At 52.2% G+C, this 26,323-nt stretch carries 24 protein-coding genes and 2 tRNA genes; 11 read left to right on the top strand and 15 right to left on the bottom strand.

Annotated elements, in window-relative coordinates:
• Nucleotides 1-3 precede the first annotated feature (3 nt).
• Complete coding sequence (gene gorA, locus A4S02_RS12725; RefSeq protein WP_070323990.1) at nt 4-1,401, bottom strand: glutathione-disulfide reductase; 1,398 nt, start codon at nt 1,399-1,401, stop codon at nt 4-6.
• A 61-nt stretch (nt 1,402-1,462) separates the two neighbouring features.
• A complete protein-coding gene (locus A4S02_RS12730) occupies nt 1,463-2,359 on the bottom strand; it encodes a ferredoxin--NADP reductase (protein WP_050819007.1) in 897 nt (298 codons plus the stop codon).
• Nucleotides 2,360-2,677: 318 nt separating this feature from the next.
• On the opposite strand from A4S02_RS12730, the gene A4S02_RS12735 reads away from it, so the two are divergent.
• Nucleotides 2,678-5,026, top strand: coding sequence for a helicase-related protein (locus A4S02_RS12735; RefSeq protein ID WP_070323991.1), 2,349 nt, complete (start codon nt 2,678-2,680; stop codon nt 5,024-5,026).
• Between the two features lie 53 nt (nt 5,027-5,079).
• Here the strand turns inward: A4S02_RS12735 and A4S02_RS12740 are convergent, their stop codons facing one another.
• Together A4S02_RS12740 and A4S02_RS12745 are read right to left on the bottom strand one after the other, a co-directional pair.
• Nucleotides 5,080-6,030, bottom strand: coding sequence for an SDR family oxidoreductase (locus tag A4S02_RS12740; RefSeq protein ID WP_070323992.1), 951 nt, complete (start codon nt 6,028-6,030; stop codon nt 5,080-5,082).
• Nucleotides 6,027-6,689, bottom strand: a complete 663-nt coding sequence (locus A4S02_RS12745; protein WP_019087791.1) for a DedA family protein — start codon at nt 6,687-6,689, stop codon at nt 6,027-6,029. The genes A4S02_RS12740 and A4S02_RS12745 overlap by 4 nt, the downstream gene beginning before the upstream one ends.
• A gap of 110 nt (nt 6,690-6,799) precedes the next feature.
• On the opposite strand from A4S02_RS12745, the gene A4S02_RS12750 reads away from it, so the two are divergent.
• Nucleotides 6,800-8,827 (top strand): S9 family peptidase, encoded by a 2,028-nt coding sequence (locus tag A4S02_RS12750; protein ID WP_070323993.1) that lies wholly within the window; start codon nt 6,800-6,802, stop codon nt 8,825-8,827.
• A gap of 54 nt (nt 8,828-8,881) precedes the next feature.
• On the opposite strand, the gene A4S02_RS12755 is transcribed toward A4S02_RS12750, so the two are convergent.
• From A4S02_RS12755 to A4S02_RS12770, 4 genes are all read right to left on the bottom strand, one after another.
• Nucleotides 8,882-10,516, bottom strand: coding sequence for an NAD-dependent malic enzyme (locus tag A4S02_RS12755; protein ID WP_019087793.1), 1,635 nt, complete (start codon nt 10,514-10,516; stop codon nt 8,882-8,884).
• A 148-nt stretch (nt 10,517-10,664) separates the two neighbouring features.
• Nucleotides 10,665-11,195, bottom strand: a complete 531-nt coding sequence (gene nusG, locus A4S02_RS12760; protein WP_003629802.1) for a transcription termination/antitermination protein NusG — start codon at nt 11,193-11,195, stop codon at nt 10,665-10,667.
• 4 nt (nt 11,196-11,199) lie between these two features.
• Complete coding sequence (secE, locus tag A4S02_RS12765) at nt 11,200-11,394, bottom strand: preprotein translocase subunit SecE (RefSeq protein ID WP_003629800.1); 195 nt, start codon at nt 11,392-11,394, stop codon at nt 11,200-11,202.
• Nucleotides 11,395-11,537: 143 nt separating this feature from the next.
• Nucleotides 11,538-11,614, bottom strand: a tRNA-Trp gene (locus A4S02_RS12770).
• Between the two features lie 224 nt (nt 11,615-11,838).
• Between A4S02_RS12770 and A4S02_RS12775 the strand changes: the two genes are divergently transcribed.
• The 7 genes from A4S02_RS12775 (at nt 11,839) to atpC (ending at nt 17,207) form a co-directional block, all read left to right on the top strand.
• Nucleotides 11,839-11,912: transfer RNA gene (locus tag A4S02_RS12775), tRNA-Gly, on the top strand.
• Nucleotides 11,913-11,976: 64 nt separating this feature from the next.
• A complete protein-coding gene (locus A4S02_RS12780; protein WP_208858890.1) occupies nt 11,977-12,171 on the top strand; it encodes a hypothetical protein in 195 nt (64 codons plus the stop codon).
• 27 nt (nt 12,172-12,198) lie between these two features.
• Nucleotides 12,199-12,822, top strand: coding sequence for an ATP synthase F1 subunit delta (gene atpH, locus A4S02_RS12785; RefSeq protein WP_408736034.1), 624 nt, complete (start codon nt 12,199-12,201; stop codon nt 12,820-12,822).
• Complete coding sequence (gene atpA / locus A4S02_RS12790; RefSeq protein WP_003629794.1) at nt 12,822-14,357, top strand: F0F1 ATP synthase subunit alpha; 1,536 nt, start codon at nt 12,822-12,824, stop codon at nt 14,355-14,357. Before atpH ends, atpA begins: the two co-directional genes overlap by 1 nt.
• A gap of 17 nt (nt 14,358-14,374) precedes the next feature.
• Entirely contained in the window at nt 14,375-15,265 is an 891-nt protein-coding gene (locus tag A4S02_RS12795; RefSeq protein ID WP_070323995.1) for a F0F1 ATP synthase subunit gamma, read from the top strand.
• A 31-nt stretch (nt 15,266-15,296) separates the two neighbouring features.
• The gene (atpD, locus tag A4S02_RS12800; RefSeq protein ID WP_019087797.1) at nt 15,297-16,769 is read left to right on the top strand and encodes a F0F1 ATP synthase subunit beta; all 1,473 of its coding nucleotides are present in this window, start codon (nt 15,297-15,299) and stop codon (nt 16,767-16,769) included.
• A gap of 27 nt (nt 16,770-16,796) precedes the next feature.
• A complete protein-coding gene (atpC, locus tag A4S02_RS12805) occupies nt 16,797-17,207 on the top strand; it encodes an ATP synthase F1 subunit epsilon (RefSeq protein WP_019087798.1) in 411 nt (136 codons plus the stop codon).
• A gap of 57 nt (nt 17,208-17,264) precedes the next feature.
• On the opposite strand, the gene queF is transcribed toward atpC, so the two are convergent.
• The gene (gene queF / locus A4S02_RS12810) at nt 17,265-17,735 is read right to left on the bottom strand and encodes a preQ(1) synthase (RefSeq protein WP_026019179.1); all 471 of its coding nucleotides are present in this window, start codon (nt 17,733-17,735) and stop codon (nt 17,265-17,267) included.
• A gap of 119 nt (nt 17,736-17,854) precedes the next feature.
• Here queF and rnd point away from each other — a divergent pair, with 119 nt between their 5' ends.
• On the top strand, nt 17,855-19,063 hold the full coding sequence (gene rnd, locus A4S02_RS12815) for a ribonuclease D (protein WP_070323996.1): 1,209 nt from the start codon (nt 17,855-17,857) through the stop codon (nt 19,061-19,063).
• Between the two features lie 29 nt (nt 19,064-19,092).
• On the opposite strand, the gene A4S02_RS12820 is transcribed toward rnd, so the two are convergent.
• A complete protein-coding gene (locus A4S02_RS12820; protein ID WP_070323997.1) occupies nt 19,093-20,091 on the bottom strand; it encodes an adenosine kinase in 999 nt (332 codons plus the stop codon).
• Nucleotides 20,092-20,248: 157 nt separating this feature from the next.
• On the opposite strand from A4S02_RS12820, the gene A4S02_RS12825 reads away from it, so the two are divergent.
• Complete coding sequence (locus tag A4S02_RS12825) at nt 20,249-20,995, top strand: bactofilin family protein (RefSeq protein WP_082246843.1); 747 nt, start codon at nt 20,249-20,251, stop codon at nt 20,993-20,995.
• 84 nt (nt 20,996-21,079) lie between these two features.
• Here the strand turns inward: A4S02_RS12825 and A4S02_RS12830 are convergent, their stop codons facing one another.
• The 5 genes from A4S02_RS12830 to cysT form a co-directional block, all read right to left on the bottom strand.
• Complete coding sequence (locus A4S02_RS12830; RefSeq protein ID WP_019087802.1) at nt 21,080-21,685, bottom strand: GcrA family cell cycle regulator; 606 nt, start codon at nt 21,683-21,685, stop codon at nt 21,080-21,082.
• A 147-nt stretch (nt 21,686-21,832) separates the two neighbouring features.
• On the bottom strand, nt 21,833-23,314 hold the full coding sequence (locus A4S02_RS12835) for an amino acid permease (protein WP_070323998.1): 1,482 nt from the start codon (nt 23,312-23,314) through the stop codon (nt 21,833-21,835).
• Nucleotides 23,315-23,484: 170 nt separating this feature from the next.
• Nucleotides 23,485-24,522, bottom strand: coding sequence for a sulfate/molybdate ABC transporter ATP-binding protein (locus A4S02_RS12840; RefSeq protein ID WP_070323999.1), 1,038 nt, complete (start codon nt 24,520-24,522; stop codon nt 23,485-23,487).
• Nucleotides 24,519-25,337, bottom strand: a complete 819-nt coding sequence (gene cysW / locus A4S02_RS12845) for a sulfate ABC transporter permease subunit CysW (RefSeq protein WP_070324000.1) — start codon at nt 25,335-25,337, stop codon at nt 24,519-24,521. Before cysW ends, A4S02_RS12840 begins: the two co-directional genes overlap by 4 nt.
• Complete coding sequence (gene cysT, locus A4S02_RS12850) at nt 25,334-26,173, bottom strand: sulfate ABC transporter permease subunit CysT (RefSeq protein WP_070324001.1); 840 nt, start codon at nt 26,171-26,173, stop codon at nt 25,334-25,336. Before cysT ends, cysW begins: the two co-directional genes overlap by 4 nt.
• Between the last annotated feature and the right edge of the window lie 150 nt (nt 26,174-26,323).

The following is a 26,323-nucleotide window of genomic DNA, read 5'->3' on the forward strand; positions in this document are numbered from 1 at the left end:
GAATTATCCTTCAGCTTTCGGGGTTTCCCGCGTGCGGGTACGCATGGTCACCAGCTCTTCAGCCGATGTGGGGTGAATACCGATTGTGCGGTCAAAATCTGCTTTTGTCAGTTCGGCCGTTACAGCAATGGCAACGCCCTGAAGCATTTCTGGTGCGTCATCCCCCAGAATATGCACACCCACAACTTTCTGGCTTTTTTGGTCCACAACCAGCTTCATGACTGTTTTACGTGTGCGGCCGGTTAGAGTGTGCCGCATGGGGGTAAAGCGTGTGAAATAGATATCCACCACGCCATTTCGGGTAGCTTCCTGCTCTGTCAGCCCAACGGTTGCCAATGGGGGGGAGAAGAAAACAGCCTTGGGGGTTGTGGCGTAGCACCATTGGCGGGCTGGGCCTTTGCCAAACAGGCGGTCTGCCAGATTATGGCCCTCCGCAATGGCAACGGGGGTGAGGTTAATACGGTCTGTGACATCCCCAATAGCGTAAACACCCGGCTGGGCTGTCTCACTATTGGTATCAACCTTGATGCGCCCATTATCTGCGGTGGTGATGGCTGTGTTTTCCAGCCCAAGCGCATCAATTTTAGGGCGACGGCCTGTTGCCATAAACACGCAATCTGTGTGCAGGTGCTGGCCATTATCCAACGTTACCACAAGGTCTGTGCTGTTTCTGGTAATAGCGGTGCAGCAGGTGTGGCGGTGCTGGGTAATGCCGCGTGCATCAATGGCTTCTGCTGTGGCGTTGCGCATTTCTTCATCAAAACCGCGCAAGGGCAAATCACGGCGGTACACCAGATCTACCTTGGAGCCCAAGCCTGCAAAAATACCGGCAAATTCCAACCCAATGTACCCACTGCCAATAATAACCACCCGTTCTGGCCGTTGCGGCAGATGGAATGCCTCATCAGAGGTAATTGCTAATTCTGCGCCGGGAATATCAGGTTTTACGGGTGTGGAACCGGTGGCAATAACAATGCGTTCTGCCGTAATGGTGCGGGGGGCTTCATCCGGCGCAAGGGGGGAAGGTTCAATGCGGACGGTATGTCCATCTACAAACCGGGCATGGCCGGTTAAGAGCGTAATACCGGCTTTTTCCAGCATGGAAACATAAATGCCGTTCAGACGGGTAATTTCCCGGTCCTTGGCGGCCATCAGCTTGCCCCAGTCATGCGTGCCGCGGGTAGAGGTCCAGCCAAAGCCGTGGCTGTCATCTACCATATCGCCGTATTCACTGGCCTGTACCATAAGCTTTTTGGGCACACAGCCCAAATTTACACAGGTACCACCCCAGTGTCGGCTTTCTGCAATGGCAACGCGCGCACCATGGCTAGCCGCAATGCGCGAGCACCGTACGCCGCCGGAGCCCGCCCCAATAACCAGAAGATCAAAATCATAGCTCATGGGGCGTACTCCTTTTAATAATGTGTCTTAAGCGGCGGTGCTGGGCATAAAAACGCGTGCCTTATCGTTCGGCAAACGCTTTTTCCACCACGTATGCGCCCGGGGTGGACATGTTGCCTTCATCAAACCCACGCGCACGCAACAGGGCTTCCGTATCAGCCAGCATTTCCGGGGAACCGCAGATCATGACGCGGTCGTGTTCGGGATCAAGTTCAGGAATGTTCAGATCCTTGAAGATCTTGCCCGATTCAATCAGCTTGGTGATGCGTTCTGTTACGGCAAAGTCTTCACGCGTAACGGCTGGGTAGTACAGCAGCTTTTCCTTGATTTCTTCACCAAGGAATTCGTGTTCCGGCAGTTCGTGACGGATGTGGTTGGAATATGCCAGTTCGCCAGACAGACGCACGGTGTGTGTCAGGATAACGTGGTCATACCGTTCGTAGCATTCCGGATCCTTGATCAGGCTCATGAACGGGGCCAGCCCTGTGCCGGTGGACAGGAAATACAGGTTCCGGCCGGGGCGCAGGTTATCCAGCAGCAATGTGCCAGTTGGTTTGCGACCGATCAGCACCGTATCACCCACCTTTACGTGGCGCAGGCGGGATGTCAGCGGGCCGTTAGGCACTGCAATGGAAAGAAATTCCATTTCATCAGCATAGTTAGGGGATGCAATGGAATAGGCGCGTAGCAGGGGCTTACCGTCTACTTCAATCCCGATCATGGCAAACTGGCCGTTTTCAAAGCGCAGGCCGGGGTCACGGGTGGTGGTGAAGCTGAACAGGCGGTCCGTCCAGTGATGAACGGTCAGAACCTTGGCAGGGTAAAGGTGCCCGTATTCCTTGGTTGGCGGGGCCAGATGCCACACGCCTTCCTGTCCATCAACAGGCAGCAGGCCGCTGGGCACTTCAGAGGCAGACATCCGTGGCAGGATATCGTTTTCAAGCATGGTTTCAGACATGGACCGCTATGTACTCCGCTTGTAGCAGATCAGAACAATGTGCCTTTGCATGGTAGATACAAAAGCACCGTGAATTTCTTGCTGGCGGCGTTTTTAGAAGGGTGAGGCGCCTAATGCCAGTGTAAATTCATCACACAACGTGTTCGCGCAACACGTAACTGGCTGAAAACCGCCTGCCGCTTCTGTCTGCTGGGTAGGTTAGGGGCGCCACAATGGCCAAATCGGACCGTAGGGGCAAGGCAGGTTTCTGATTTATTTTGCATGAAGTATGCTGCCAAGGCATTGTTCCGGCCCGCAGGATGACGCAAGAGAGAAAGCATGACGTCAGACAGCTCTGCTTCTCCAGCTCGTCAGGCCCTTGCCTGCGCTGTAGCCCGCACCACAATTGCCCCAGAGGCCAAGGAAGAACACGAAGTTCTTCGCCGCCTTGCCCGTAATCTTGAACCCGGCGCTTATGAAGTGCCGGATGAAACCTATCTTCAGGTTTTGTGCCAGGTGCGGCGCAAGCGCTGGATTTCCCGCTTGCTGGATAAAACACGCCGCAGCGGGCGTATCTGGATCAGCCGGGAAGAAATAGAAGAAGCCGTTTCTGGCATTACAGACCCGCAGGCTGGTGATCAGGAGCTGGAGCGCGCACTGGCACCTGTGGCCGAGTCTCGCCTGCGTGGCTATGCTTCAACGCCCAGAGCAGTGTTTGAGACGGTACAGGCCGATCTGGTGGATACAGGGCGGGTGCTTTCTCCAGATCAGACAGACCTGCTACTTATGGCTATTGCTGTAGCGTTTGGCCTGCCAGAGGGAGACCCGTTTCTTGAGACAGCCCGGCGGGAGGAAGCCCGCAGGCAGCAGACCGCCAGTAAAATAGAACAGACAGCCCGCCAGAAGCGAGACAAGGAAGAAGCGCAACTGCGGGAATGGGAAGAAAGTCTTGTTCCTTTTGCTGAAGTGCCGCGTCTGCTGCGCTGCTCCCAACGTGAGGCTTTGCGCTGGATTGCAGAGAACCGTTTGCCAGTTGCCAGAAAGGTGCGCGAATCCGGCGGGCGTGAACGGTGGGAGTTTGACCCTGCCGCATTGGTGGCCTTGCGTGGCAAGTTGGGAGAATGGCGGAAAGATAATGGCCGTGGGGCAGAAGCTGGTGGTCCCAAAACGGCACCGGATATGGGCCGTAAGGTTGCCAATTCCGTTATTGCCCGTGTGGCTGCGTTAGACCGATATGCTGCGCATTTTCGTACAGCACGTGCGCTTAACCGGCAGATCACCCTTGTTACAGGGCCAACCAATAGCGGCAAATCCTATACGGCGCTGAATGCGCTGGCACAGGCCGAAAGTGGCTTGGCTCTGGCTCCGTTGCGGTTGCTTGCGCATGAATTTCGGGAAGCACTGGCTTCCAGAGGTGTTGAGGCATCTCTTTCTACGGGTGAAGAACGGATTGTGGTGCCGGGCAGCAAGCATCTGGCTGCAACGGTGGAGATGTGCCCGTTTTACAGCCCTGTAGATGTAGCTGTTATTGATGAAGCCCAGATGCTGTTTGATACAGACCGTGGCGCCGCATGGACAGCCGCCATTATGGGTGCGCCTGCACGACACTTATATGTATTGGGTGCGCCAGACTGTATTCCCATGGTGCGGCGTATTGCCGAATTGTGCGGTGACCCACTGGATGAAATTTCTCTGGAACGCAAAAGCCCACTACGTGCAGCATCGCACCCTGTGCGATTGGCAGATCTGGGCGCAGGGGATGCGCTGATTGCGTTTTCGCGCAGGGAGGTTCTGGATTTACGCGCAGCTCTGCTTCAGCATGGCAAACGTGTGGCCGTGGTGTATGGGGCGTTAAGCCCGGAGGTGCGGCGTGCAGAAGCACAGCGTTTTAATGATGGAGAGGCAGATATTCTGGTGGCCACAGATGCCATTGGCATGGGGCTTAACCTTTCCATCAAACGCGTGGTGTTTGCGGCCCTGAAAAAATATGATGGCCGCCAAACGCGGGATTTAACCGTGCAGGAAGTAAAGCAGATTGGCGGGCGTGCAGGCCGTTTTGGCAAGCACGAAACCGGCGTTGTTGCTGTTCTTGCTGGTGCAGGCAGCCCAACCTTTATTCGTCGGCAGTTGGAAGCAGATCCTGAACAGCCCGATGATTTGCGGCCATATGTGCAGCCCGATGCCGATATCGTAAAAGCTGTGGCAGCGGAGATTGGCTCTCAGAGTTTGTACGGTGTTCTTTCACGTATTCATCGTGCCGTGCTGCGTAAGGATGACCCGAATTATCGGTTGTCAGATATGGAGCAGGCTTTCGCCATTGCCTCTGCTCTGGAAGGGGTAGAAGGGCTGGATCTGACAACACGCTGGTCTTACGCCATGTGCCCGGTGGATGACCGAGATAATGGAATCCGCCGTTTGGTGGGGTGGGCGGCAGACCATGCTGCTGGGCGCCGTGTGCTTCCACCGGGAACAGGCCGTTTGCCCCCAAGTGAGCGGGCAGGGCGTGAAGAACTGGAACGTGCTGAAAAACGGCACAAGCGTTTGGTAGCATGGCGTTGGCTGGCGCTACGTTTCCCCGAAATTTACCCAGATCGGGAAGAAGCAGAAGACACCACGCGCAGGCTGAATGACTGGATTGAAAGCGTATTACGGCAGCAGAGCCGTACACGCCGTTCGTCCCGTTTCTGAATACAATTAAAGGTAGTGTCTGGTTTATGAGACACTACCTTTTTTATAAGGCGTTACCAGCTTGTGCCGGTCAGCCTTTCAGAAACATCCCATAGGCGAGCGGCAGTGCTGCCCTTGCGCGCAGTAGGAGGAATATGGGCTGGCCCGGGTGGGCCACGCCTTTCCTGGTGCCCTTGCGGGCCGTAATAATCCCCATCTCGGGCTGTGGGGGAAAGTGCTGCATATAAAATAGGTTCAGCCCCATGCGCGGCTGATTGACCCATAACGCGCAGAATCATGCCGCCCAAAAACTGCTCAATACGTCCTAGGGGGGCGGGTAGACTAGCGGCCTGCCCATTGGCAATAATGGATGTGCTGGCCCAGCCGGGATGTGCAGCGCGTGCGTGCACATTCCATCCCTGTTCGCCAGCCCGGCGCGCTAATTCCATGGCAAAAAGTAGGTTGGCAAGCTTGCTTTGCTGATATGCTCCAAAAGGACTGTAGCGATAGCGGGATTGCAGATCATCAAATTGAATATGGCCCTTACAGGCCGCCAAACTGGCCACACTTACCACAACACCGCCGCCCGGAGCGTTTTCTAGTAAATGTCGCAAATGGGCTGTCAGGGCAAAATGCCCGAGATGATTCACGCCAAACTGAAGTTCAAAACCGTTTTTGGTTTCCTTGCGGCGTGTCGGAGCCATAACGCCTGCGTTGTTGACCAGTAGATTCAGCCGGTCTGTATATTTTGTAGCAGTGGTTGCACATTCCGCGACAGACTGGAGCGAAGAAAGATCCAGCGGCAAAGGGATAATCTGTGCCGTTGGGCATTCCGCTTTGATGCGGGAGATAGCTTCACGTCCACGCTCTGCGTGTCTTACGGGCAGCAATAAACGTGCGCCTCTATGCGCAAGCCCCAAAGCAACCTGAAAACCCAGCCCACTGTTGCCACCGGTTACAAGGGCAACTTGCCCTTTCAGATCCGGTTGGTTGTGATGAACACGCCATGCTCTACGTCCTGTCATGAGGGAAGAACTTTCAGACGTTCATCCTGCTCGGCTGCTTTCATGGCTTCCTCCGTCAGACGTTTTTCATTGCGCTTGATGAATATGAACAAAGACCCGATCACAATACAGGCCACCGCCCCAAAGGCGATAGCCAGCGGCCCGGAAAGCCGAAGGATCTCATTTCCCAGCAGATAAGCAACAAGTGTATAGCCACCCGCCCAGAATATGCCCCCAAGTGCGTTATGGAACAAAAACGTATGCCACGGCATATGGTTCGCTCCGGCCAGCAGGGCTACAAACATACGCAGCACAGCAATAAACCGGCCAAAAAACACAACCGGACCGCCATGTTTGAGAAAAACGTAGCGCCCCAGCAAAAGGCGCTGAGATGTTAGGCCAATTTTGGGGCCATATTTCTGCAGCATTCTCAGCCCAACAAGATGGCCAATCAGATAGCCAAAATTGTCGCCCATAATGGCACCTAGCACGCCGGCTAGTGCTACGCCCTCAATATGCAGCTTGTGCGTTGTGGCACAAAACAGCGCTCCGGTAATAAGCAGGCTTTCTGCTGGTAGCGGAAACCCCATGCTTTCTAGCATTACCACAACCCCTACCACCCCATAACCATATTGGGCGAAAAGGCTGCTGAGGTAATCTACCGAAAAGAAATTGTGCAAAGAGTGTAACAGAACAGAATATCCAATTTAGACAGAGCACGAGACTGCTCACGGCAGAAACCGTTCAGGTTCTGTTGTGTCAAGCATTCTGCGTAAAAGCGTATGTTAGAATGCTTAACACGTGCGGTGTCCGGGTGCATGTTTTTCTGGATGCAACTGCCGGAATGGTAAAAAATACCAGTATGAATAACACACCCTCTCTTTCTTCTTCTGTAACGCCAATGCCGTGTGGCGCATGGCCTTCCCCTGTTACGCCGGATCTGGTGGCAGGAAAGACACTGTCATTTTCCGAGGTTCGGGCTGTAGAAAATACCGTTTTCTGGCTGGAACGGCGGCCAGCAGAGTCAGGTCGCTCTGTGCTGATGCGTTGGACGCAGGCAGAGGGCACTTCTGAAGCACTGGAGCCAGATATAGATGTGGCAACCCGTGTGCATGAGTATGGTGGCGGCGCCTACGCGGTAAAAAGCGGCTGCATTGCCTATTCCGATAAACGCACAGGAATGGTGTGGCTGCGTAGGGAAGCAGAAATTTCGGCAGTTTTTATGGCCGGAGAAGTTGGCTTGCGGTTTGCCGATCTGCGGTTTGATGTGAATTCCGAAACGGTGCTGGCCGTGCGGGAAGATCACCGAGACGTAGGAGAAGCCAAAACGGCACTGGTGGCGTTGCACGTTCAGGGCAACAAAGCGGGCATTGTGCTTAAGGTTGGCGCAGATTTTTATGCTGCTCCGGCTTTTTCACCAGATGGGGAATGGCTGGCGTGGGTTGAGTGGGATCACCCCAACATGCCGTGGGATGCCACACGCCTGTGCCTTGCCCGTGTCCAGCGAAATGCTTCGGGCGAAATCTCCGGTATTAAAGATGCACGCGTGCTGGCGGGCGAACAAACAAGCGAATCGCTTATAGAGCCACGTTGGACCTCTGATGGAAAATTGCTGGTTCTGTCTGATCGTGCAGGAAGCTGGACCATATGGAACGTCAACTGGCAGGAAAATAGCCCGACCTTATCTCGTTATCCTGTTCCAGAAGGGGAAGTAGGGCAGCCAGCATGGGTGTTTGGGCAGAGTAGTTACCAGCTACTTAAAAATGAGGGCTGTCTGGTTTTGGCCGTTACGCAGGGCCAAGCAACATGCTGGATAAAACCGGATCGTACATCTGAGTATCGAATTTTCCATGCCAAGCCAGATCAATGCCCGGTTTCCTTGGCAGATGGCCGTTTTGCTTGGTTGCAAGCGCCGCCAGATGCTTTGCCTTCTGTTGTGGTGGGCACGCCAGAGAAAGGGGCTGAGGTTGTTTTGCAGCGTTCATCGACAGAACAACTGGATGTTGCAGATATTTCGATACCCGAATCGATTCGTTTTTTAGTGGATGGAGAAGATGGCTTGTGGGGCCATGCCTTTTTTTATCCCCCAACCAACCGTCATGCATCTGTGCCACAGGGTGAACGCCCCCCTATGATTGTACAGGTGCATGGAGGGCCCACAGCACGAGCGCAGGAAGGATTATCTTTTAAAATCCAGTGGTGGACGTCTCGCGGCTTTGCGGTGCTGGATGTGAATTATGGTGGCTCTACCGGATTCGGACGTGCGTGGCGGAATCGTCTAAAAGGCCAGTGGGGTGTGGTGGATGTAGCAGATTGTCTGTCTGCCTGTCGTGCCGTTGTAGAATCGGGGCGGGTAGACCCGAATCGTATCGCCATCCGTGGTTCCAGTGCAGGTGGTATGACTGTGCTGGTAGCGTTGGCTGTCTCAGATATATTTGCGGCGGGTGTGAGCCTGTATGGCGTAACCGATCTGCGGGCCTTGGCGCAGGAAACACATAAATTTGAAGCACGCTATCTGGATGGTCTGATTGGCCCATGGCCAGAAGCTGAGGCACTATATCTACAGCGCTCTCCAATTTCCGTTGCCGATCAGATTCGTGCGCCTGTGCTGCTGTTGCAGGGAATGGACGATAAAGTTGTGCCGCCAGAACAGGCCTATTCCATGGCTGATGCCTTAAAAGCCGTTGGAACGCCGGTGACTTTACGAGAATTTGAAGGGGAAGGGCACGGCTTCCGCAAGGAAGCGACTATTCGTGCGGCCTGTGCAGAAGAATTAGCTTTTTACGCCAAGGTGTTTGGATTTGCTGCGCAGGGCTAAGCGTGGAAATAAAAAAGGCTGAAGGAGTAAATGTCCCTCAGCCTTTTTTAGGGTTTAGTCTGTATAGCGTGGTTTGTAAGTCAGGTTTTCAATCCACGCCCGAATGTCTTTGGGGCGTTCCACCGTTGCAGCGTTTTTATCAAAAATAAACTCCGCAATGCGTGTGGCGGAGGTGATGGACACTTCCAGAATATCGCTTTGTGGTGGGAACAACCGGCCCCGTTCACGCGCTGCCGGATCTACCTGATCTGCCAGAGCCTGTGCGGCTTCAATCACCATTTCATCTGTAATCAGTTTAGGGCAAGTGGCATACACAGCCAGCCCCAAAGCCGGGAAGATGTAGAAGTTATTGGCCTGTCCCGGATAGAATGTACGGTCATTATACATCACTTCTGGGTACTGTAGGCCCGCAGCAAAGAGTGCGCGGCCTTTAGACCATTCATAGGCCTGTTCAGCCGTGCATTCCCCATTTTTCTGCGGCAGAGAAAGCGGGAAAATAATGGGGCGTTCGTTCAGCTTGCTCATTTCTTCCACCACTTCTTGGGTGAAAGAACCGCCAGCGGTGGAAACACCAATCAGCACTGTGGGTTTAACAGTTTTGATCATGCCCAGCAGATCGCGTGAAGGTGGGAGATCCTTGGCGAAACGTTCTTGTTCGGGCAGCAGATCAGAGCGGGAGGTTTCTAAAAGACCGTTCACGTCCATCAACGTAATGCGGTCGATAGCTTCCTGCTCAGATAGCCCTTCCTGTTTCAAGGCAGAAACAAGCATATCGGCAGTACCAATGCCTGAGGAACCTGCCCCCAAAAACAAGAAGCGTTGCTGGGTTAGCGATTCGTTCTTGATTTTTAGTGCAGTAATCAGACCAGCCAAGGTAACTGCTGCGGTGCCTTGAATATCATCATTATAGCACAGCACACGGTCATGATATTTTTTGAGGTAGCGTAGGGCATCTGTGCCCTTCCAATCCTCAAAATGGATACAGCTTTGCGGAAAGACTTCCTGCACGGCCTCAATAAATTCTTCTACAAAAGAATCGAGTTCTTCTATCGGGGGTGGTTCACGCCGCAGGCCCAGATACAGAGGGTCAGCTCTTAGGGCGCTGTTTGTGGTGCCAATATCAAGCTGCACCGGCAGAAGCGAATCGGGGGGCACTGCACCGCAAGCCGTGTACAGATCCAGTTTGCCAATAGGGATACCCATGCCGTTTACGCCAATATCACCCAACCCAAGAATACGGCCGCCTGTGGTCACACACATGAAGCGCACATTATCCATAGGCCAGTTGTGCAGCACGTCCTTAATACGGCCACGCATATCCAAACTGATATACATGCCGCGGGGGCGGCGATAGATGTGGCTGAATTGCTGGCATACGGCGGCCAGTGTGGGCGCGTATACAATCGGCACGAATCGGGCCGGGTTAGACATCAAAACCTTGTAAAACAGGGTTTCGTTCTGATCGCGTAGGCCACTAAGATAGATGTAGCGTTCCAGATTGCTGGGTTTGGCCTCAAGATGGCGGTGGATACGTTCTACCTGCCTATCTAGGTTTTCAACCTGTGTGGGTAATAGTCCTTCCAGCCCATAAAGGCGGCGCTCTTCCTCGGTAAACGCCGTGCCCTTGTTCAGGTGCGCATTATTAAGAAGGGCCATTCCTCGCAGTTGGGGCGTGGAAGCAGAGGGCATGATAACTCCATGAGTTGTGAGGCCAAGGGCGGGATTACAGCGGTTTTTTATGCAGAGGGGAAGAGTGCAAACAGCAAGTCTGGGTTAAGGCAATAAAAAAGGCGGCACCAAGGCCGCCTTTGAGTTCTTTCGGATAGAAAAGCTGATTTTACAGCTTTTCCACCTGATTGTATTCCAGATCTACCGGTGTAGAACGCCCGAAAATAGAGACGCTCACTTTCAAGCGGCCTTTTTCTTCGTCCACTTCTTCAATCACACCATTGAAGGATGTGAATGGACCATCCGCCACACGAATCTGCTCACCCACTTCAAACGAAACGGCAGAGCGAGGATGTTGCACACCTTCTTCTGTCTGCTTGATAATGCGTTCAGCTTCAGCAGCAGAAATGGGGGTGGGGCGATTTCTGGTTCCAAGAAAACCCGTAACCTTTGGGGTATCCTTGACCAGATGCCATGTTTCGTCGGTCATTTCCATTTTGACGAGCACGTAACCGGGGAAGAACTTGCGTTCCGTATTCACCTTCTGGCCACGACGCACTTCAATGACTTCCTCAGAAGGCACCAAAATTTCATCAATATGGTCGCTCAGTCCCTTCTGTTCCGCTTCTTCGCGGATGTGCTGGGCAATTTTCTTTTCGAAGCCCGAATAGACGTGAACCACATACCAGCGCTTGGCCATGTCGTTAGCCTCCCAGCCCGAAAAGTTGACGCACACCGAGACCGATCAGCTGGTCAACAAAAAAGAAAAAGATGGATGCCATGCCTGCCATGGCCAAAACGGCGCCCGTGGTTACCAAGGTAGCACGGCGGGTGGGCCATGTGACCCGTTCCGCCTCGGCACGCACATCATGCAGGAACTTACCGGGACTGAACGACACGAACCACCCTTTCTACACTGCACGAAAACCGGATATTTTCCGGCGGCAGTCCTGAATACACCACACATTCCGCACAGGATTTCCGCGTTGAAACTTAGAAAAACAAAGCGGAAACTACGGCGCAGAACCTGCAATCTTGAACCTGGCAGGGGTGGAGGGTCTCGAACCCACAACCTCCGGTTTTGGAGACCGGCGCTCTAGCCAATTGAGCTACACCCCTACAGCCTGTCTGCCGTAGCTGGATCAATGCTATAACGGATAACCGTCAGCCTGACCAGCCACTTAACAGCAGCCTTTGCAGGTGGCGGAAGAAAATATGTTGCGGGCTTAAAGTCAAGAGGCAAACAACAAATGCCTGCCCTTTTTTAGCAGAAGATTAAAAATTTCATCTTCAAACTTGCAAAATATCATCTTTGCAGTTAGTGGCAGAAATATATGGAGTATGCGGGCATAGCATAGTGGTAATGCAGTAGCCTTCCAAGCTACTGAGGAGGGTTCGATTCCCTCTGTCCGCTCCATAATTTACCTTCCCCAAAAATTTTAAGCAGACCAAAATCCTGCATCCCATCAGTGGATGGTGGGGTGAGTTTTTTATTACGCATCTGGCGTCTTTTTGTGTTTCGTGGTTTGTGGTGGTTTATAGCCTGTTTTTGCACGCTTTTGGTGGTGCAAACGGGTGTGGAAATAAAAATGGCGCGTCAGGGATGTTGCGTGGGGCTGATGAGCATGCTAGAGGCCGCGCCGATGGTTGCGTGCTGTAAAACCTTTAACGGATAAGCTGCGGCACCGTCAGAGTTTGTTAGTGTGGAATGCCGGCGCGCACAGAAGGAAAGAACCAAAAGAGTGGTGGCCTCGGGCGTAACGACAGCACAACCGGTTGCTTTTGCTTCCAATGGTCTTGAAGGCCGTTATGCAACGGCGCTTTATGATCTTGCAGCCGAACAGCGCCAGTTGGATGCAGTGCTTGATGAAGGTGCCGCTCTTGCGCGCCTGATTGATGAAAGTGCGCCTTTGCGCACGGTCCTGGAAGACAGGCGTCTTGATATTCTTGTATCTCGCAAAGCCGTTTTGGCTGTGCTTGAGGCGCAGGGGTTCGGGCAGACTCTTCGTAATTTTGTAGGTGTTGTGGCTGATAACCGCCGCCTGTCTGTTTTGCGCCGGATTCTGGCTGCGCTTGATGCGCTGGCCGTTTCCCGCCGGGGTGAAGTGGTGGCAGAAGTTGCCAGCGCTTATCCGCTTACGCCTGAGCAGCGTGCCCAAGTGCAGGCACGGCTGGCGGAAGCTGGATACTCCCGTATCAATATTCGCGAGCGTGTCGATTCCTCCCTCCTCGGCGGTTTGGTCGTGCGGGTGGGGGCAAAGCTTTATGACGCCAGCCTTAAGACTCGCCTGTTTCGTTTGCATTACGCCATGAAGGGAGCCGCGTGATGGAAATCCGTCCCGCAGAGATTTCGGATATCCTCAAGCAGCAGATTGCCTCGTTCGATAAGGAATCTGATGTTGTCGAAACCGGCACGGTTCTGTCTGTCGGAGACGGTATTGCCCGTGTGTTCGGCCTACAGAATGTAATGTCAGGCGAACTGGTGGACTTTCCGACCGCCGGTCAGAAGGGCATGGCCCTGAACCTGGAAAGCGATAACGTCGGTATCGTTATTTTCGGTGATGACACCAATATCCGTGAAGGTGATACCGTCACCCGTTCCGGTATGGTGGTGAGCGTTCCCGTTGGTAAGGGCCTGCTAGGCCGCGTTGTTGACGGTCTGGGTAACCCGATTGACGGTAAAGGCCCGCTGACAGACGTTGAACTGCGCCGCGCTGAAGTGAAGGCGCCGGGCATTATGCCACGTCAGTCCGTGCATGAACCCATGCAGACTGGCATTAAAGCCATTGACGCTCTCGTGCCGGTTGGTCGCGGTCAGCGTGAACTGGTGATTGGTGACCGTCAGACCGGTAAAACCACCATTCTGACAGACACTATCCTTGCCCAGAAAACCGTGAACGATGAAGGTGACGACAAAAAGTCACTTTACTGCATTTACGTTGCTATTGGTCAGAAGCGTTCCACGGTTGCACAGCTTGTGCGTCTGTTGGAAGAAAAAGGCGCGATGAAATACTCCATCGTCGTTGCCGCTACCGCATCTGATCCAGCTCCGCTGCAGTATCTGGCACCTTATGCCGCTTGCGCAATGGGTGAATACTTCCGCGATAACGGCATGCATGCCCTGATCTGCTACGATGATCTTTCCAAGCAGGCTGTGGCTTACCGCCAGATGTCCTTGTTGCTGCGTCGTCCGCCAGGTCGTGAAGCTTATCCGGGTGACGTGTTCTTCCTGCATTCCCGTTTGCTGGAACGCGCTGCGAAGATGTCTGATGAATATGGCGCTGGTTCGCTCACGGCTCTGCCTGTTATTGAAACACAGGCTGGTGACGTTTCCGCCTATATTCCCACAAACGTTATTTCCATTACAGATGGTCAGATCTTCCTTGAAACCGACCTCTTCTATCGCGGTATTCGTCCTGCGGTAAACGTGGGTGGTTCTGTGTCTCGTGTGGGTTCTGCCGCACAGATCAAAGCCATGAAGCAGGTTGCAGGTAAGATTAAGCTGGAACTAGCGCAGTATCGTGAAATGGCTGCGTTCTCCCAGTTTGCATCTGACCTTGATCCGGCAACCCAAAAGATGCTGGCACGTGGTGCCCGTCTGGTTGAGTTGCTGAAGCAGAGCCAGTCTTCTCCACTTACCGTTGAAGAACAGGTTGTTGTGCTCTTTGCCGGCACCCGTGGTTTTGTTGATGGTATTGCTGTCGATAAGGTTGTGAGTTGGGAACGTGCGTTGCTGAACGATGTGCGCAGCGCAGGTAAAGATATTCTGGATACCATTAAAAAGGAAAAGGCCATTTCCAAAGATTTGGAAGCGCGCCTGACAGAATACCTGACAACCTTCAACCGCAACTTTGCCGGCTAAGAGGGTAGAATCGTCCAATGGCTTCCCTGAAGGAACTCCGCGCGCGTATCGGAAGTATCAAATCGACACGGAAGATCACGAGCGCCATGAAAATGGTGGCGGCTGCCAAGCTGCGGCGGGCTCAGGCTAGTGCGGAAGCCGCACGTCCCTATGCAGCAGCCATGCGCCGTATGCTAGGTGAGCTTGCTGCTGCAACAAAAGGTGAGGACGGTGGTCCGCGCCTTTTGGCAGGCACAGGTCAGGATAAAGTGCATCTGTTGGTGCCTTTGACCAGTGACCGTGGGCTTTGTGGCGGTTTTAACTCCAATGTGCATCGCTTAACAGTGCAGACAATCCGTCGTCTTCAGTCTGAAGGCAAAACGGTAAAGTTGCTACCTGTTGGTCGCCGCGCGTTTAACTTCTTTTCTCGTGATTATGCTGATCTTATCATTGATAAGGTTATTGGCGTTAGCGGTAAGGAAGTACCTTTTTCTGCTGCCAGCAATCTGGGTGAAAAAATCAACACCCTGCTGGAAGCGGGAGAAATTGATGTCTGTGCCCTTGTGTTCAACAAGTTTCAAAACGCGATGACACAGGTGCCGACATGTCAGCAGCTGGTGCCCATGGTTATGGATGAGGCAGAAGAAAAACCTGCTGCGGCATCTAATGATGTGGCTCTGTATGAATTTGAACCAGATGAAGCAACGCTGCTGGAAATGCTGCTGCCGCGCAATCTGCAGGTTCAGATTTATGCTTCGCTGCTTGAAACCGCAGCGGGCGAAAACGGTGCCCGTATGACGGCAATGGATAACGCTACGCGTAATGCTGGCCGTTCCATTGATAGTCTGAGCAAGGTTTATAACAGAACCCGCCAGACAAACATTACTAACGGATTGATCGAAATCATTTCGGGCGCACAGGCTGTCTGAGCCCGCTCGTTTGCCCCGCAGGAGCTGACCCATGTCGGATACCACAACCCAGACCCAGGCCCCTGCGGCCACGAAGACCAATGCAGTTGGCCGCATTACCGAGATTAAGGGCCCGGTTGTTGACGTGCAGTTCGAAGGTGAACTGCCTAAAATTCTGAATGCCTTGCACGTCAAGCTTGGTGATCAGACACTGGTGCTGGAAGTTGCCCAGGAAATTGGTGAGCACGAAGTGCGCTGCATTGCCATGGACAGCACAGACGGTTTGGTCCGTGGTGCAGAAGTGGCTGATACAGGCGCACAGATTACTGTGCCGGTTGGTCCGGAAACACTTGGCCGTATCCTGAACGTTATTGGTGAGCCGATTGACGAAAAAGGTCCTATCCCGACCTCTCGTCGTGCCCCTATTCACCGTCAGGCACCTTCCTTCGAAGATCAGGCTGCCGCATCAGAAATCCTGATGACCGGTATTAAGGTTGTTGATCTGCTTTGCCCCTACCTTAAAGGTGGTAAGATCGGCCTGTTCGGTGGTGCCGGTGTGGGCAAGACCGTTATTATTCAGGAACTGATTAACAATATCGCAAAGGCGCACGGTGGTGTGTCTGTATTTGCTGGTGTTGGTGAACGTACCCGTGAAGGGAACGACCTGTATTACGAAATGCAGGATGCTGGCGTTATTAAGCTGGGTGAAAACGGTTCTACCGAAGGCTCCAAAGTGGCGCTTGTGTTCGGGCAAATGAACGAACCGCCGGGTGCACGTGCTCGTGTTGCTCTGACGGGTCTGACACTGGCTGAATATTTCCGTGACGAAGAAAATCAGGACGTTCTGTTCTTCGTTGATAACATTTTCCGCTTTACGCAGGCTGGTTCGGAAGTGTCCGCTCTGCTGGGTCGTATTCCTTCTGCTGTGGGTTATCAGCCTACGCTGGCTACGGAAATGGGTGCACTGCAGGAACGTATTACGTCCACCAAAAAGGGTTCCATTACGTCTGTGCAGGCCGTGTACGTGCCAGCCGATGACTTGACTGACCCCGCTCCAGCCGCAACTTTTGCCCACTTGGATGCAACTACGGTTCTTAACCGTTCAATTGCAGAAATGGGTATTTACCCTGCTGTGGATCCGCTGGATTCCACATCACGTGCTCTGGACCCGCAGATTGTTGGTCAGGAACATTACGATGTGGCTTGTGAAGTGCAGCGTATTCTGCAGACCTACAAATCTTTGCAGGACATCATCGCCATTCTGGGTATGGATGAACTGTCTGAAGACGATAAGCTGGTCGTGGCACGCGCCCGTCGTATCCAGCGCTTCCTGTCTCAGCCGTTCCATGTGGCAGAAGTATTTACAGGTGCACCGGGTAAGCTGGTTTCCGTGGCTGATACTGTGCGTTCCTTTAAAGCCATCTGTGCTGGTGAATATGACGATCTGCCAGAAGCTGCCTTCTACATGGTAGGTTCTATCGAAGACGTTGTTGCCAAAGCAGAAAAAATGAGAGAGTCGGTTTAATAACCGACTTCGGGAAGGAGCGCATTCATGCCGATCCAGATTGAGATAATCAGTCCTGAAAAGGTTCTGGTGTCGCGTGAAGTAGATATGGCTGTTCTGCCTGGTATGGAAGGTGATATTGCCGCCATGCCAGAACGGGCACCCATGATGCTTCTTCTGCGTGGTGGTATTGTTGCCCTGTATGAAGGGGATACAGTGAAGGATCGCTACTTTGTTGGCGGTGGCTTTGCAGACATTACTCCCACACGCTGCACCGTACTGGCTGACAAGGCTGTGCCGGTAAGCGAAATTTCTATCGATAATGCGACAGCTCAGCTGGAGGCATTGTCTGAAGCTTGGGATCAGGCAGATAAAACGGATACAACCCGTTTGAGCGTGCTGCAGGATCAAATTCAGGCTGTACGTGCTGAAATCGAGGCAGGCTCTCCTGCTAGCTAAGATTGTTGGAAATGTTATAAAAAAAGCCACCTATATGGTGGCTTTTTTTATGCCTAATTAGCCGCGCCCACGATAGGTGGGCACATCTTGTTCAGGAACCCATACGCCAGCAGGTGGTTCACCCGTTTGCCAGAATACATCAATGGGAATGCCACCGCGAGGATACCAGTAAGCACCTATTCTCAGCCAGCGGGGTGCTAACCTTTCAACAAGAGTATTTGCAATCTGGATGGAGCAAGCTTCATGGAAAGCGCCGTGGTTACGAAAGCTGGTTAGATACAGTTTGAGTGATTTGCTTTCTACAATCCATTTATCCGGCACATAATCAATAACAATATGCGCAAAGTCCGGCTGGCCGGTAATGGGGCAAAGCGACGTAAATTCTGGAGCAGTAAAGCGTACCAGATAGTGTTTGTCTGGATAAGGGGCAGGCACGCGTTCCAGAATGGCTTCTTCTGGGCTTTGTGGGGCAGCAACTTGCTTTCCAAGCTGGGTCAACTGGTCGCGGCCATCATCGGTTGAGGTCATTTTGTGCTCCTGCACATGTGGTTTTTTGCAGATGTTCCGCGAGTTGGCTTGTTCGTCAAGTTTCACGTGTAACGTTTGGTCACTTCTTTTTCTAACGGTCTGGATGTAAGAAGAAAAACATGGCCAGATCAGCAACACCTGAATTCCCTCCCGCGCGCCTTATTTCCTCTACTCAGGAGTTAGAGGCGGCTCTTGCACCCTTTCATAACGAAAGCTTCGTAACGGTTGATACGGAGTTTATGCGGGAGCAAACATACTGGCCAGAACTCTGTCTGGTTCAGATTGGCGCGACTCATGATATCGTGCTGATAGATGCGCTGGCTGAAGGTATTGATCTTACTCCGCTGAAAAATCTTTTTGCAGATACGTCGGTGCTGAAGGTATTTCATGCTGCTCGGCAGGATCTGGAAATTTTTCTGCATCTGTTTGATGCGTTGCCAACACCCCTTTTTGATACACAAGTTGCGGCAATGGTTGCCGGTTTTGGGGATCAGGTAGGGTATGACAGTCTGGTTGGTTCTTTAACCGGACATATGATTGATAAAAGCCATCGCTTTACAGATTGGTCTGTGCGTCCTCTATCTCCAGCCCAGCTTACATATGCTGCGGGGGATGTTACGTGGCTGCGGTTGGTTTATGAGCGGCTTGTTAAAAAACTGGAGCAGGAACAGCGTCTGGATTGGGTTGCGGCTGAAATGGCCGAGCTGGAAGATCCCGCTACATTTCGCCCTGACCCAGAAAAACAGTGGGAGCGTTTGCGCGCGCGCACCAACAATCGGCGTATGCTTGCTGTCTTGCGTGCTATTGCCGCCTTGCGCGAACGTGAAGCCCAGCGCGTAAATGTTCCGCGCCAACGGCTTGTAAAAGATGAAAGCCTGCTGGAAATTGCGGCAACGACTCCGGCAACATCCGAAGCTTTAACCCGTGTTCGCGGTGTTTCTCGTGGGTTGGCAGAAGGACGCACAGGGCAGGCTTTGTTGCAAGCTATCAAGCAGGCGCAGGCTTTGCCAGATTCGGAACTGCCACGTTCTCCACGTAACAAGAGCAAGGATACACCAAGGCCTTCTGCATCGTTGGTGGCATTGTTGAAGGTGCTTTTAACATCTTGCTGTGAAAAGCATGATGTAGCGCCGCGCTTGGTGGCATCAACAGACGATCTGGATGCCTTGGCGCTTGATCCTTCTCAGCCACATGCTGTGTTGGCTGGGTGGCGGCGTAAGGTGTTTGGTGAAACAGCACAGGCTTTGTGTGAAGGAAAAATAGCACTTTGCGTAAAGTCTGGCCGCGTTGTGGCTATTCCACAGAATACGGATGTACCTTCTGCTTAATAAAAGCAGAAGGTACGAAGCTGTTAGGCTTAAAAGCCCATTTCTTCCCAGAGGTTGGAAAGTGGGCGTGCGCCGTAGTGTGAGATAATTTCAGAAGCCGCGACTGAAGCCAGACGGCCACATTCTGGCAATGTCCGGCCAGATGTCAGGCCTGCCATAAAGCCGGCAGCGTAGGCATCCCCAGCCCCTGTTGTATCCACGACCTGAGTTGGTACAGGGGCAACCTTGGTCATTTGTCCATCATGTAGCACAACACTTCCTAAGCCGGAGCGTGTGAGTGCTGCAAAGGTTGTGTCTTGTGCGGTATGGCGTGCGGCAATGTCAAAGTTTTCTGTTTCGTACAGAGCGCAGATTTCATCCTCATTGGCAAAGAGAATGTCCACATGGCCCTTCACCAGATCTAAAAAAGCCTGACGGTGACGACCAACGCAGAATGGGTCTGAAAGAGAAAGAGCTACTTTGCGCCCAGCTGCGTGCGCCAGAGCTGCTGCACGGCGGAATGCTTCTTGCGCATGCGGTGGATCAAACAGATACCCTTCCAGATACACAATGCTGGAGTCTGCAATCATGTCTGGCAGTACATCTTCTGGCGTAAAACAGGTGCATGCGCCCAGATAGGTTGCCATGGTGCGCTGCCCATCTGGCGTAACCATAACAATGCAACGTGCTGTTGGCAGATTATCAAAAACCTGCGTGTTCAACGGTGCAGATGGAAAGGTAATGCCATTGCCACGCATATCTTCGGTAAATTGCTTACCTGCATCATCGCGCGCAACTTTGCCCAGATAAGCAACGCGTGCGCCAAACTGAGCAGCCACAACACAGCTATTTGCCACAGAACCACCGCCCATAATCTGTTCTGGAGCAAGAAGAGCCTGCAATGTGTTAGCACGGTCAGCATCAATCAGCGTCATGCTGCCGGGGGTTAAGCCTTGTTTTTGCAGAAAAGCGGGTTCTACACGGGCAAGAATATCCGTAATGGCATTACCAATGCCGAGGATGTCATATTTTACATCTGAAACAGTCATGATAGCGGCAGATTTTCCTGAAAAATTTCACATACCAGCTGTTTCGCTACAGTGCTGCCATAAAAAGGGCAACACTAGGGCTTATGGAATGCTTGCCGCAGAACCGCCTGGCTGTATAAGAAAATAAGCACATGGCGAGACGGTTTGATGCGGGCGGGTGCTTGAGCAGTGGGGCCCGTCCAATAGTGAACAGCCAGCAAGGCGGGGGATTTTCTTGTTTAAAAGACGTAAGCCCGAAGATAATCGGCCATCTGAGCAGTCTGGTTCCGCCAGTCAGGCGGGCGCGCAGCGTTCCGCTGGCGGGTTTGGTTCCATTTTTTCTTCTAATCCAGCGGGAACGCCAGCAAAACCTGCGCCCCGCCCTGAGACAGATACAGTAAAGGAGACCTCATCCATGGGTCGTGCGCCTCTTCCTTCCGGTTCCCCTCTTCCTTCCGGTGCTGGTATGCCGCCTTTTCCGGGTGCGGCAGCAGCGCGTGGCATGCCGCAGCAACCTCAGCAGCCTAAAAAGGATGAGCCGGAACAGCGCACTTTGGTGGTTGGGCGTGGCATTAGTGTGCAGGGAACGGTGCAGGACGCAGAACGCCTTGTGGTTGAAGGCACTGTTGAATCCAGCATGATTACGGCCAAGGAACTGGTGGTTAAGCCCGGTGGCTTGTTCCGCGGTGGTGTGGAAGTGGAAAATGCAGAAATTGCTGGCACTGTTGATGGCACGCTGACCGCTCGTGGTAGCTTGACACTACAGGGCAGTGGCCGCTTGCTTGGCAAGGCAGCCTGCCACCGCCTGAAGGTTGAAGATGGTGGCCAGATTACTGGTCAGTTGGAAATGCTGAGCGGTGATTCTGCTTCTAAGCCTTCTTCAGCAGCGCCCGCACCAGAAAAGCCAGCAGCAGCCGAAGGCTGATTATAACGCCCCTGACTTGCCCCTGAAGGCTTATTTTATAAGGCCTTCAGGGGATGGGGTTTATTGATTTTAGAAAAATAAGATTTAGGCGACGTTATCGCGCCTGTCGCGCAGCCTTACATAGGCAATCTGCGCATGTTCCTCACAATATGGTTTGCCCGGTATCGGGGTGGCACCACAAAAATGGAAGCCCGGTGTGCCTGGGTCTCCGATCGGCCAGCAGCAAGATGGGCCACGGCGTTTTTGTGGTTCTGGATCAGAAATACTGCGCAAAGGGGCCTTGGGCTTGCTTTTGCTTGAAGCCGCAGGTTTTTCCTTTTTTGCAGGTTTTTCTTCTGCCGCAGGGGCAGCGGTTGCAGCCGGTGGTGTAGAACGTGCAGGAACTGGCAGTGCAGATGGCTGTTTTTCTGTTTCACCCATAGGAAGTGCTTCGGCCTGTTTTACAGGCTGGGCAGGTGCTGCCGTTTGTGCCGTAGCCGGAGTGGCTGCTGCGGGAGTATCGGCCTTTTCTGCAGTTTTGGGCTTGGCATTCCGTCGAATGGGGGATGGCCGTGGCGGCAATCCCAAACGATGCGCCTTTCCGACAACCGCATTTTTGGTGATGGAAAGACGCCTACCAATTTCTGCCGTTGAAAGACCTTCCGCCCATAATGCCTTGAGCTGGGCGATAATTTCTTCGGTCCACTCCATTTACGGCCACCTTACTATAAATATTGCATCGTTCACGGGTAAAATACCACGCTTTCAGTCAAGGATATATTACGGTGATGCCCGTTTCATCTCAAGAAGAAAGCCTGCAGGACAGGATGCACCATAAGAATAAGTTGGGTAAGGCGGCTAACCCTGCTTGTTTGGAGTATCTGATGTTCCCAGTAAATCATCTGTCAGGGTGATGGAAGATTGTGTGGGAGGAACAAGATGAATGGGTTTGTGGCTGAAGGCCTTCCAGCCCACAAATAGGATGATGGCCAGAATAGGAATACAGGCCACAGAGAATGATCCTGTTGGGTAATCAAATGCCATAAGCACAATGATGCTGCAAAAAAACAAAATGGTTGCCCAAGATGTAAATGGCGCACCTGGCATGGCAAATCCGGTAGGGGCAATGCGGCCTGCGTTGATGGCTTGCCGTAGCTTGATCTGGCTGAGCAGGATAAAGCACCATGTGCTGATAATCCCCAGAGAGGCCAGATTAAGAACAATTTCAAAGATTTGCGAAGGCAGCAAATAGTTCAGAAAAACGCCAACAAGATAGATACCTACAGTTGTGAGAATGGCGGCAGAAGGAACGGATTGTTTGCTCATATGCGTAAGGTAACGCGGAGCGGAGCCATTAAGTGCCAGAGCGCGTAGAACACGACCGGTGGAATACAGGCCAGAGTTCAGGCTGGAGAGCGCTGCCGTAAGCACCACAATGTTCATAATGGAATCCACGCCCGATATACCCAGATGGGAGAAAAATGTCACAAATGGGCTGGTGCCTGCCTGATAAGCAGACCAAGGCAGCAGAAGAACCAGCAGAGTAACAGTGCCAACATAAAAAATAGCAATGCGCCACATTACGTTATTGATGGCAGTGGGCAGAACGGTGCGCACATCCTGACATTCACCAGCGGCAGTACCGATCATTTCTATACCTGAATAGGCAAAAATAACCCCTTGAGTGAGTGCCAGTGCAGGCAAGATGCCATGAGGGAACAAGCCGCCATGCTGTGTAATCAGGTTCAAACCGGTTGTGTGATGATCTATGGGTACACGCAGGCCCAAAATAGCGCTTCCGATAATCAGAAAGAGAACCAGCGCTACAATTTTGATAAGGGAAAACCAGAACTCCATTTCCCCAAACCATTTCACGCCAATCAGGTTCATGCCAGTTATGAGCAAGAGTGCCAGCATGGCAAATACCCATTGGGGCATATGCGCAAAAGTGCCCCAGAAGTGCATGTAAAGCGCTACGGCGGTGATATCGACAATGCCTGTCATAGCCCAGTTGAAAAAAGACATGGCACCAGCAATGTAAGATGCCTTGGGGCCTAGAAATTCTAAGGTATAGGAAACAAAGCTACCGCTGGTTGGGTGATACATGACCAACTCACCCAAAGCACGCAGCATGAGAAAACAGAAAATCCCGCATACCAAGTAAATAAGAGCCAACGAAGGCCCTACTGCTTGCAGACGTCCACCTGCGCCTAAAAACAAGCCAGTACCAATAGCGCCCCCAATGGAGATCATCTGAATCTGCCGTTTATTGAGAGCGCGATGATAACCTTCTGATGTATGTGATGGCGTTGCGTGCGGAGTGGAGGTTTTGTCGGGCATACAAACATTCCATGCAGATAGAAATTCTGTACTTTCACAATAAATTGAAAATACAGAATCAATTTATACAGAAATGCAAAAGGTTATCTAAGTTCTTGCATATCAACCGTTATTTTAACGCAACATATAAAATCTGCGCTGTCAATCCAGCTTATAGGTAGAACCTTATCTTACGGAAGATTTGAGAAGATTTTGCCGTGTGAAATGTCCAACCCGAATTGTTCACCTTCAGAAATTTCTGTTGGCATTGGTGTTGTAATATCAAGTACCTTTTGGGTGGTCTGCACAGCATAGTGATACAGCCCATTGGGGTTGCGGCTGCGAGAAAGAATATGAGCAGCACCTTTGCCGCTTACAAACAGCACATCGCAAGGGCGGATAAATACTGTTGTTTTGCCAATCTTGTCAGTTACCGGAAATGGCAGGGCATCAGTATTTTCAGGGATAAACTGCCCATTCTGTATTTCTCCTGCAAATTCCAGTGTTTCACCCAGAAACTGCATGACAAACGGTGTTTGCGGAGATGTGTTGAGCGTGCCGGCATCAGCATCCTGCACAATGCGGCCGTCTTGCATGACTACAAGTCTGTCTGCAATATCCAGGGCTTCTTCATGATCGTGCGTAACCAGAATGGTAGTAAGCCCCAGCTTATCATGCAGTTCTCTTAACCAGCGGCGGATGGTGCGGCGTACAATCGGGTCCAGTGCTCCAAATGGTTCATCCAACAGGAGCAGCTTAGGTTCTGTTGCAAGAGCGCGTGCCAAGGCAACGCGTTGCCGTTGCCCACCAGAAAGCTGATCTGGACGGGCATCTGCCAAATGTGGAAGTTGAATAAGTTCCAGAGGATCTTGTACGCGGGCTGCAATAGCTGCGCGATCTGGGCGCTGCTTGCGTGGTAAAACATCAAGCCCAAAGGAAATATTGCGCGCCACACTCATATGCCTGAACAGTGCATAGTTCTGGAAAACAAAGCCAGTTTTACGTTTTGGAAGATCAGAATGACCGATGGGGAGGTCATCAATCAATAACTGCCCTTCATATACTGGGGAGAGGCCGCCAATAGCGCGGAGTAAAGATGTTTTGCCAGCGCCAGAAGGGCCAACCAATGCAATAAAGGCACCGTCTTCAACTGTCAGATTAATATCATCCAAAATCTTGCGGGAGGAACCAGGAGCATATTGTGTAAAAGAGTGCAGGTTAACGCTCATGAAGGCTGTTTCCTAAAAGAATGCTCAAATATTGTGCGAAGCAGAACTGTGCTCATGGCACATAGGGCAAGAAGTGCGGCCATGCTGAAGGCGGCTACTGTTTGGTATCCATTATAAAGTGTTTCGATATGCAGCGGCATCGTTTCTGTAACGCCTGGGATATGGCCTGAAACAACAGAAACGGCCCCAAACTCACCAATGGCACGGGCAGTGGTAAGCAGAATGCCAGATAGTAGCGCCCAGCGCGCATCTGGCAGGGTAACTTGCCACAAGGTTTGCCAGAAATTTGCACCTAGCAAAAATGCCGCTTCTTCTGCATCGCGTCCTTGTTGTTCCATGTAGGGCATAAGAGTGCGCGTGACATAAGGGAAGGTAACAAACAGGGTGGCCAGCACGATGCCAGGCACAGCAAAGGCAATTTGCATATTATGGGCAGCTAACCAATTGCCCCACCAGCCTTCCTGCCCAAACAGCAAAAGCCATATCAGGCCAGCAATGACGGGAGACACGCTGATAGGAAGCTCTATCAGCGTGATGAGAAAGCGTTTGCCCATAAAAGAATATTTTGTCAGGCACCATGCTGCGGCAATACCGCCGAGAGTGTTTGTAACGGTAACAATTACAGTAACAAACGCGGTTAACCGCATAGCAGACAGAGCGTCTGGTTCCAGCAATGCAGATACGGCAGCATGTACCCCTTGCCTGAGTGCTTCTGTAAAAATGAGCACAAGCGGTAGCAGAAGCATAAGCAGCACAACAGCATAACTGCACCCGCAGAGAATAAGGCGGCTTATGGAAAAGCGCGTGGTTGTCATTTGACATCTTCCATAACAAGCCCGCGTGAAACGCGTAGACGCAAGAAACTTACACCTCCTAGGCAAATCAAAGCGGTTAGCAGCAGCATCACAGCAATAGTTGTTGCGCCAGAATAATCGAATTCCTGCAGGCGCATAACAATGAGCAGGGGGACGATTTCACTGCGGAAAGGCTGATTGCCAGCAATAAAAATAACGGAGCCGTATTCACCAATGCAGCGGGCAAAGGCTAACCCAAACCCGCTTAATGTTGCGGGAAGAATGGCTGGTAGAATGACACGGTAAAATTTCTGAAAAGGTGTAGCCCCAAGCAAGAAGGCTGCTTCTTCTACCTCTGATGGAAAATTCTGTAATACAGGCTCAATAGTACGTACCAGAAACGGTAGGCCCACAAACATGAGGGCAATGACAATACCGGTTGGCGTAAAGGCTACTTGTAGGCCTGCATGTACTAACAGCTTTCCCATCCAGCCATTGGGTCCGTACAAAGTGGCAAGCGTAATGCCTGTTACTGCTGTGGGGATAGCAAAAGGTAGATCAATGCATGCATTGATGATTTTGTAACCCGGTGGACGAAGCCTTACCAATGTCCACGCCAACAAAATGCCTAAGGGCAGATCAAGCAAAGCAGCAAACAGCGCACAACCAAAGCTGACACGAAAGGCTGCAAATACCCGGGTATCATGCAGGGTTTGCAAGATGGCAGCCGTACCATCCTGCCAAGGGCGTACAATAAGGGCTAGCAGGGGCAGAATAACAAGCAATCCTACCCATAAAAGCGTGATGCCAAAGGTAAGCGGAAAGCCGGGCAGAGTATGGCGGCGCAGAAAAAACATAGGCAAGCAGATAAATCCATCGTGGAGGCACGTTATACGTATGATTTGTTTTGAAAATGGAATATGCCATGCGGCATACTCTGTGGGTCAAACCATGCTGGGTCTTCAGAGCCTTTCCTTACGCTGATGTTATTAAAACCTATCCCATCG

Origin of the sequence: Acetobacter ascendens (assembly GCF_001766235.1) — a bacterium.
GTDB lineage: Bacteria > Pseudomonadota > Alphaproteobacteria > Acetobacterales > Acetobacteraceae > Acetobacter > Acetobacter ascendens.

Bases quoted from the DNA above. Each gene is read 5' to 3' on its own strand.
- gorA (WP_070323990.1), bottom strand. From the start codon at position 1,401: ATGAGCTATGATTTTGATCTTCTGGTTATTGGGGCGGGCTCCGGCGGC.
- A4S02_RS12730 (WP_050819007.1), bottom strand. From the start codon at position 2,359: ATGTCTGAAACCATGCTTGAAAACGATATCCTGCCACGGATGTCTGCC.
- A4S02_RS12735 (WP_070323991.1), top strand. From the start codon at position 2,678: ATGACGTCAGACAGCTCTGCTTCTCCAGCTCGTCAGGCCCTTGCCTGC.
- A4S02_RS12740 (WP_070323992.1), bottom strand. From the start codon at position 6,030: ATGACAGGACGTAGAGCATGGCGTGTTCATCACAACCAACCGGATCTG.
- A4S02_RS12750 (WP_070323993.1), top strand. From the start codon at position 6,800: ATGCTTAACACGTGCGGTGTCCGGGTGCATGTTTTTCTGGATGCAACT.
- A4S02_RS12755 (WP_019087793.1), bottom strand. From the start codon at position 10,516: ATGCCCTCTGCTTCCACGCCCCAACTGCGAGGAATGGCCCTTCTTAAT.
- nusG (WP_003629802.1), bottom strand. From the start codon at position 11,195: ATGGCCAAGCGCTGGTATGTGGTTCACGTCTATTCGGGCTTCGAAAAG.
- atpA (WP_003629794.1), top strand. From the start codon at position 12,822: ATGGAAATCCGTCCCGCAGAGATTTCGGATATCCTCAAGCAGCAGATT.
- A4S02_RS12795 (WP_070323995.1), top strand. From the start codon at position 14,375: ATGGCTTCCCTGAAGGAACTCCGCGCGCGTATCGGAAGTATCAAATCG.
- atpD (WP_019087797.1), top strand. From the start codon at position 15,297: ATGTCGGATACCACAACCCAGACCCAGGCCCCTGCGGCCACGAAGACC.
- atpC (WP_019087798.1), top strand. From the start codon at position 16,797: ATGCCGATCCAGATTGAGATAATCAGTCCTGAAAAGGTTCTGGTGTCG.
- queF (WP_026019179.1), bottom strand. From the start codon at position 17,735: ATGACCTCAACCGATGATGGCCGCGACCAGTTGACCCAGCTTGGAAAG.
- rnd (WP_070323996.1), top strand. From the start codon at position 17,855: ATGGCCAGATCAGCAACACCTGAATTCCCTCCCGCGCGCCTTATTTCC.
- A4S02_RS12820 (WP_070323997.1), bottom strand. From the start codon at position 20,091: ATGACTGTTTCAGATGTAAAATATGACATCCTCGGCATTGGTAATGCC.
- A4S02_RS12830 (WP_019087802.1), bottom strand. From the start codon at position 21,685: ATGGAGTGGACCGAAGAAATTATCGCCCAGCTCAAGGCATTATGGGCG.
- A4S02_RS12835 (WP_070323998.1), bottom strand. From the start codon at position 23,314: ATGCCCGACAAAACCTCCACTCCGCACGCAACGCCATCACATACATCA.
- A4S02_RS12840 (WP_070323999.1), bottom strand. From the start codon at position 24,522: ATGAGCGTTAACCTGCACTCTTTTACACAATATGCTCCTGGTTCCTCC.
- cysW (WP_070324000.1), bottom strand. From the start codon at position 25,337: ATGACAACCACGCGCTTTTCCATAAGCCGCCTTATTCTCTGCGGGTGC.
- cysT (WP_070324001.1), bottom strand. From the start codon at position 26,173: ATGTTTTTTCTGCGCCGCCATACTCTGCCCGGCTTTCCGCTTACCTTT.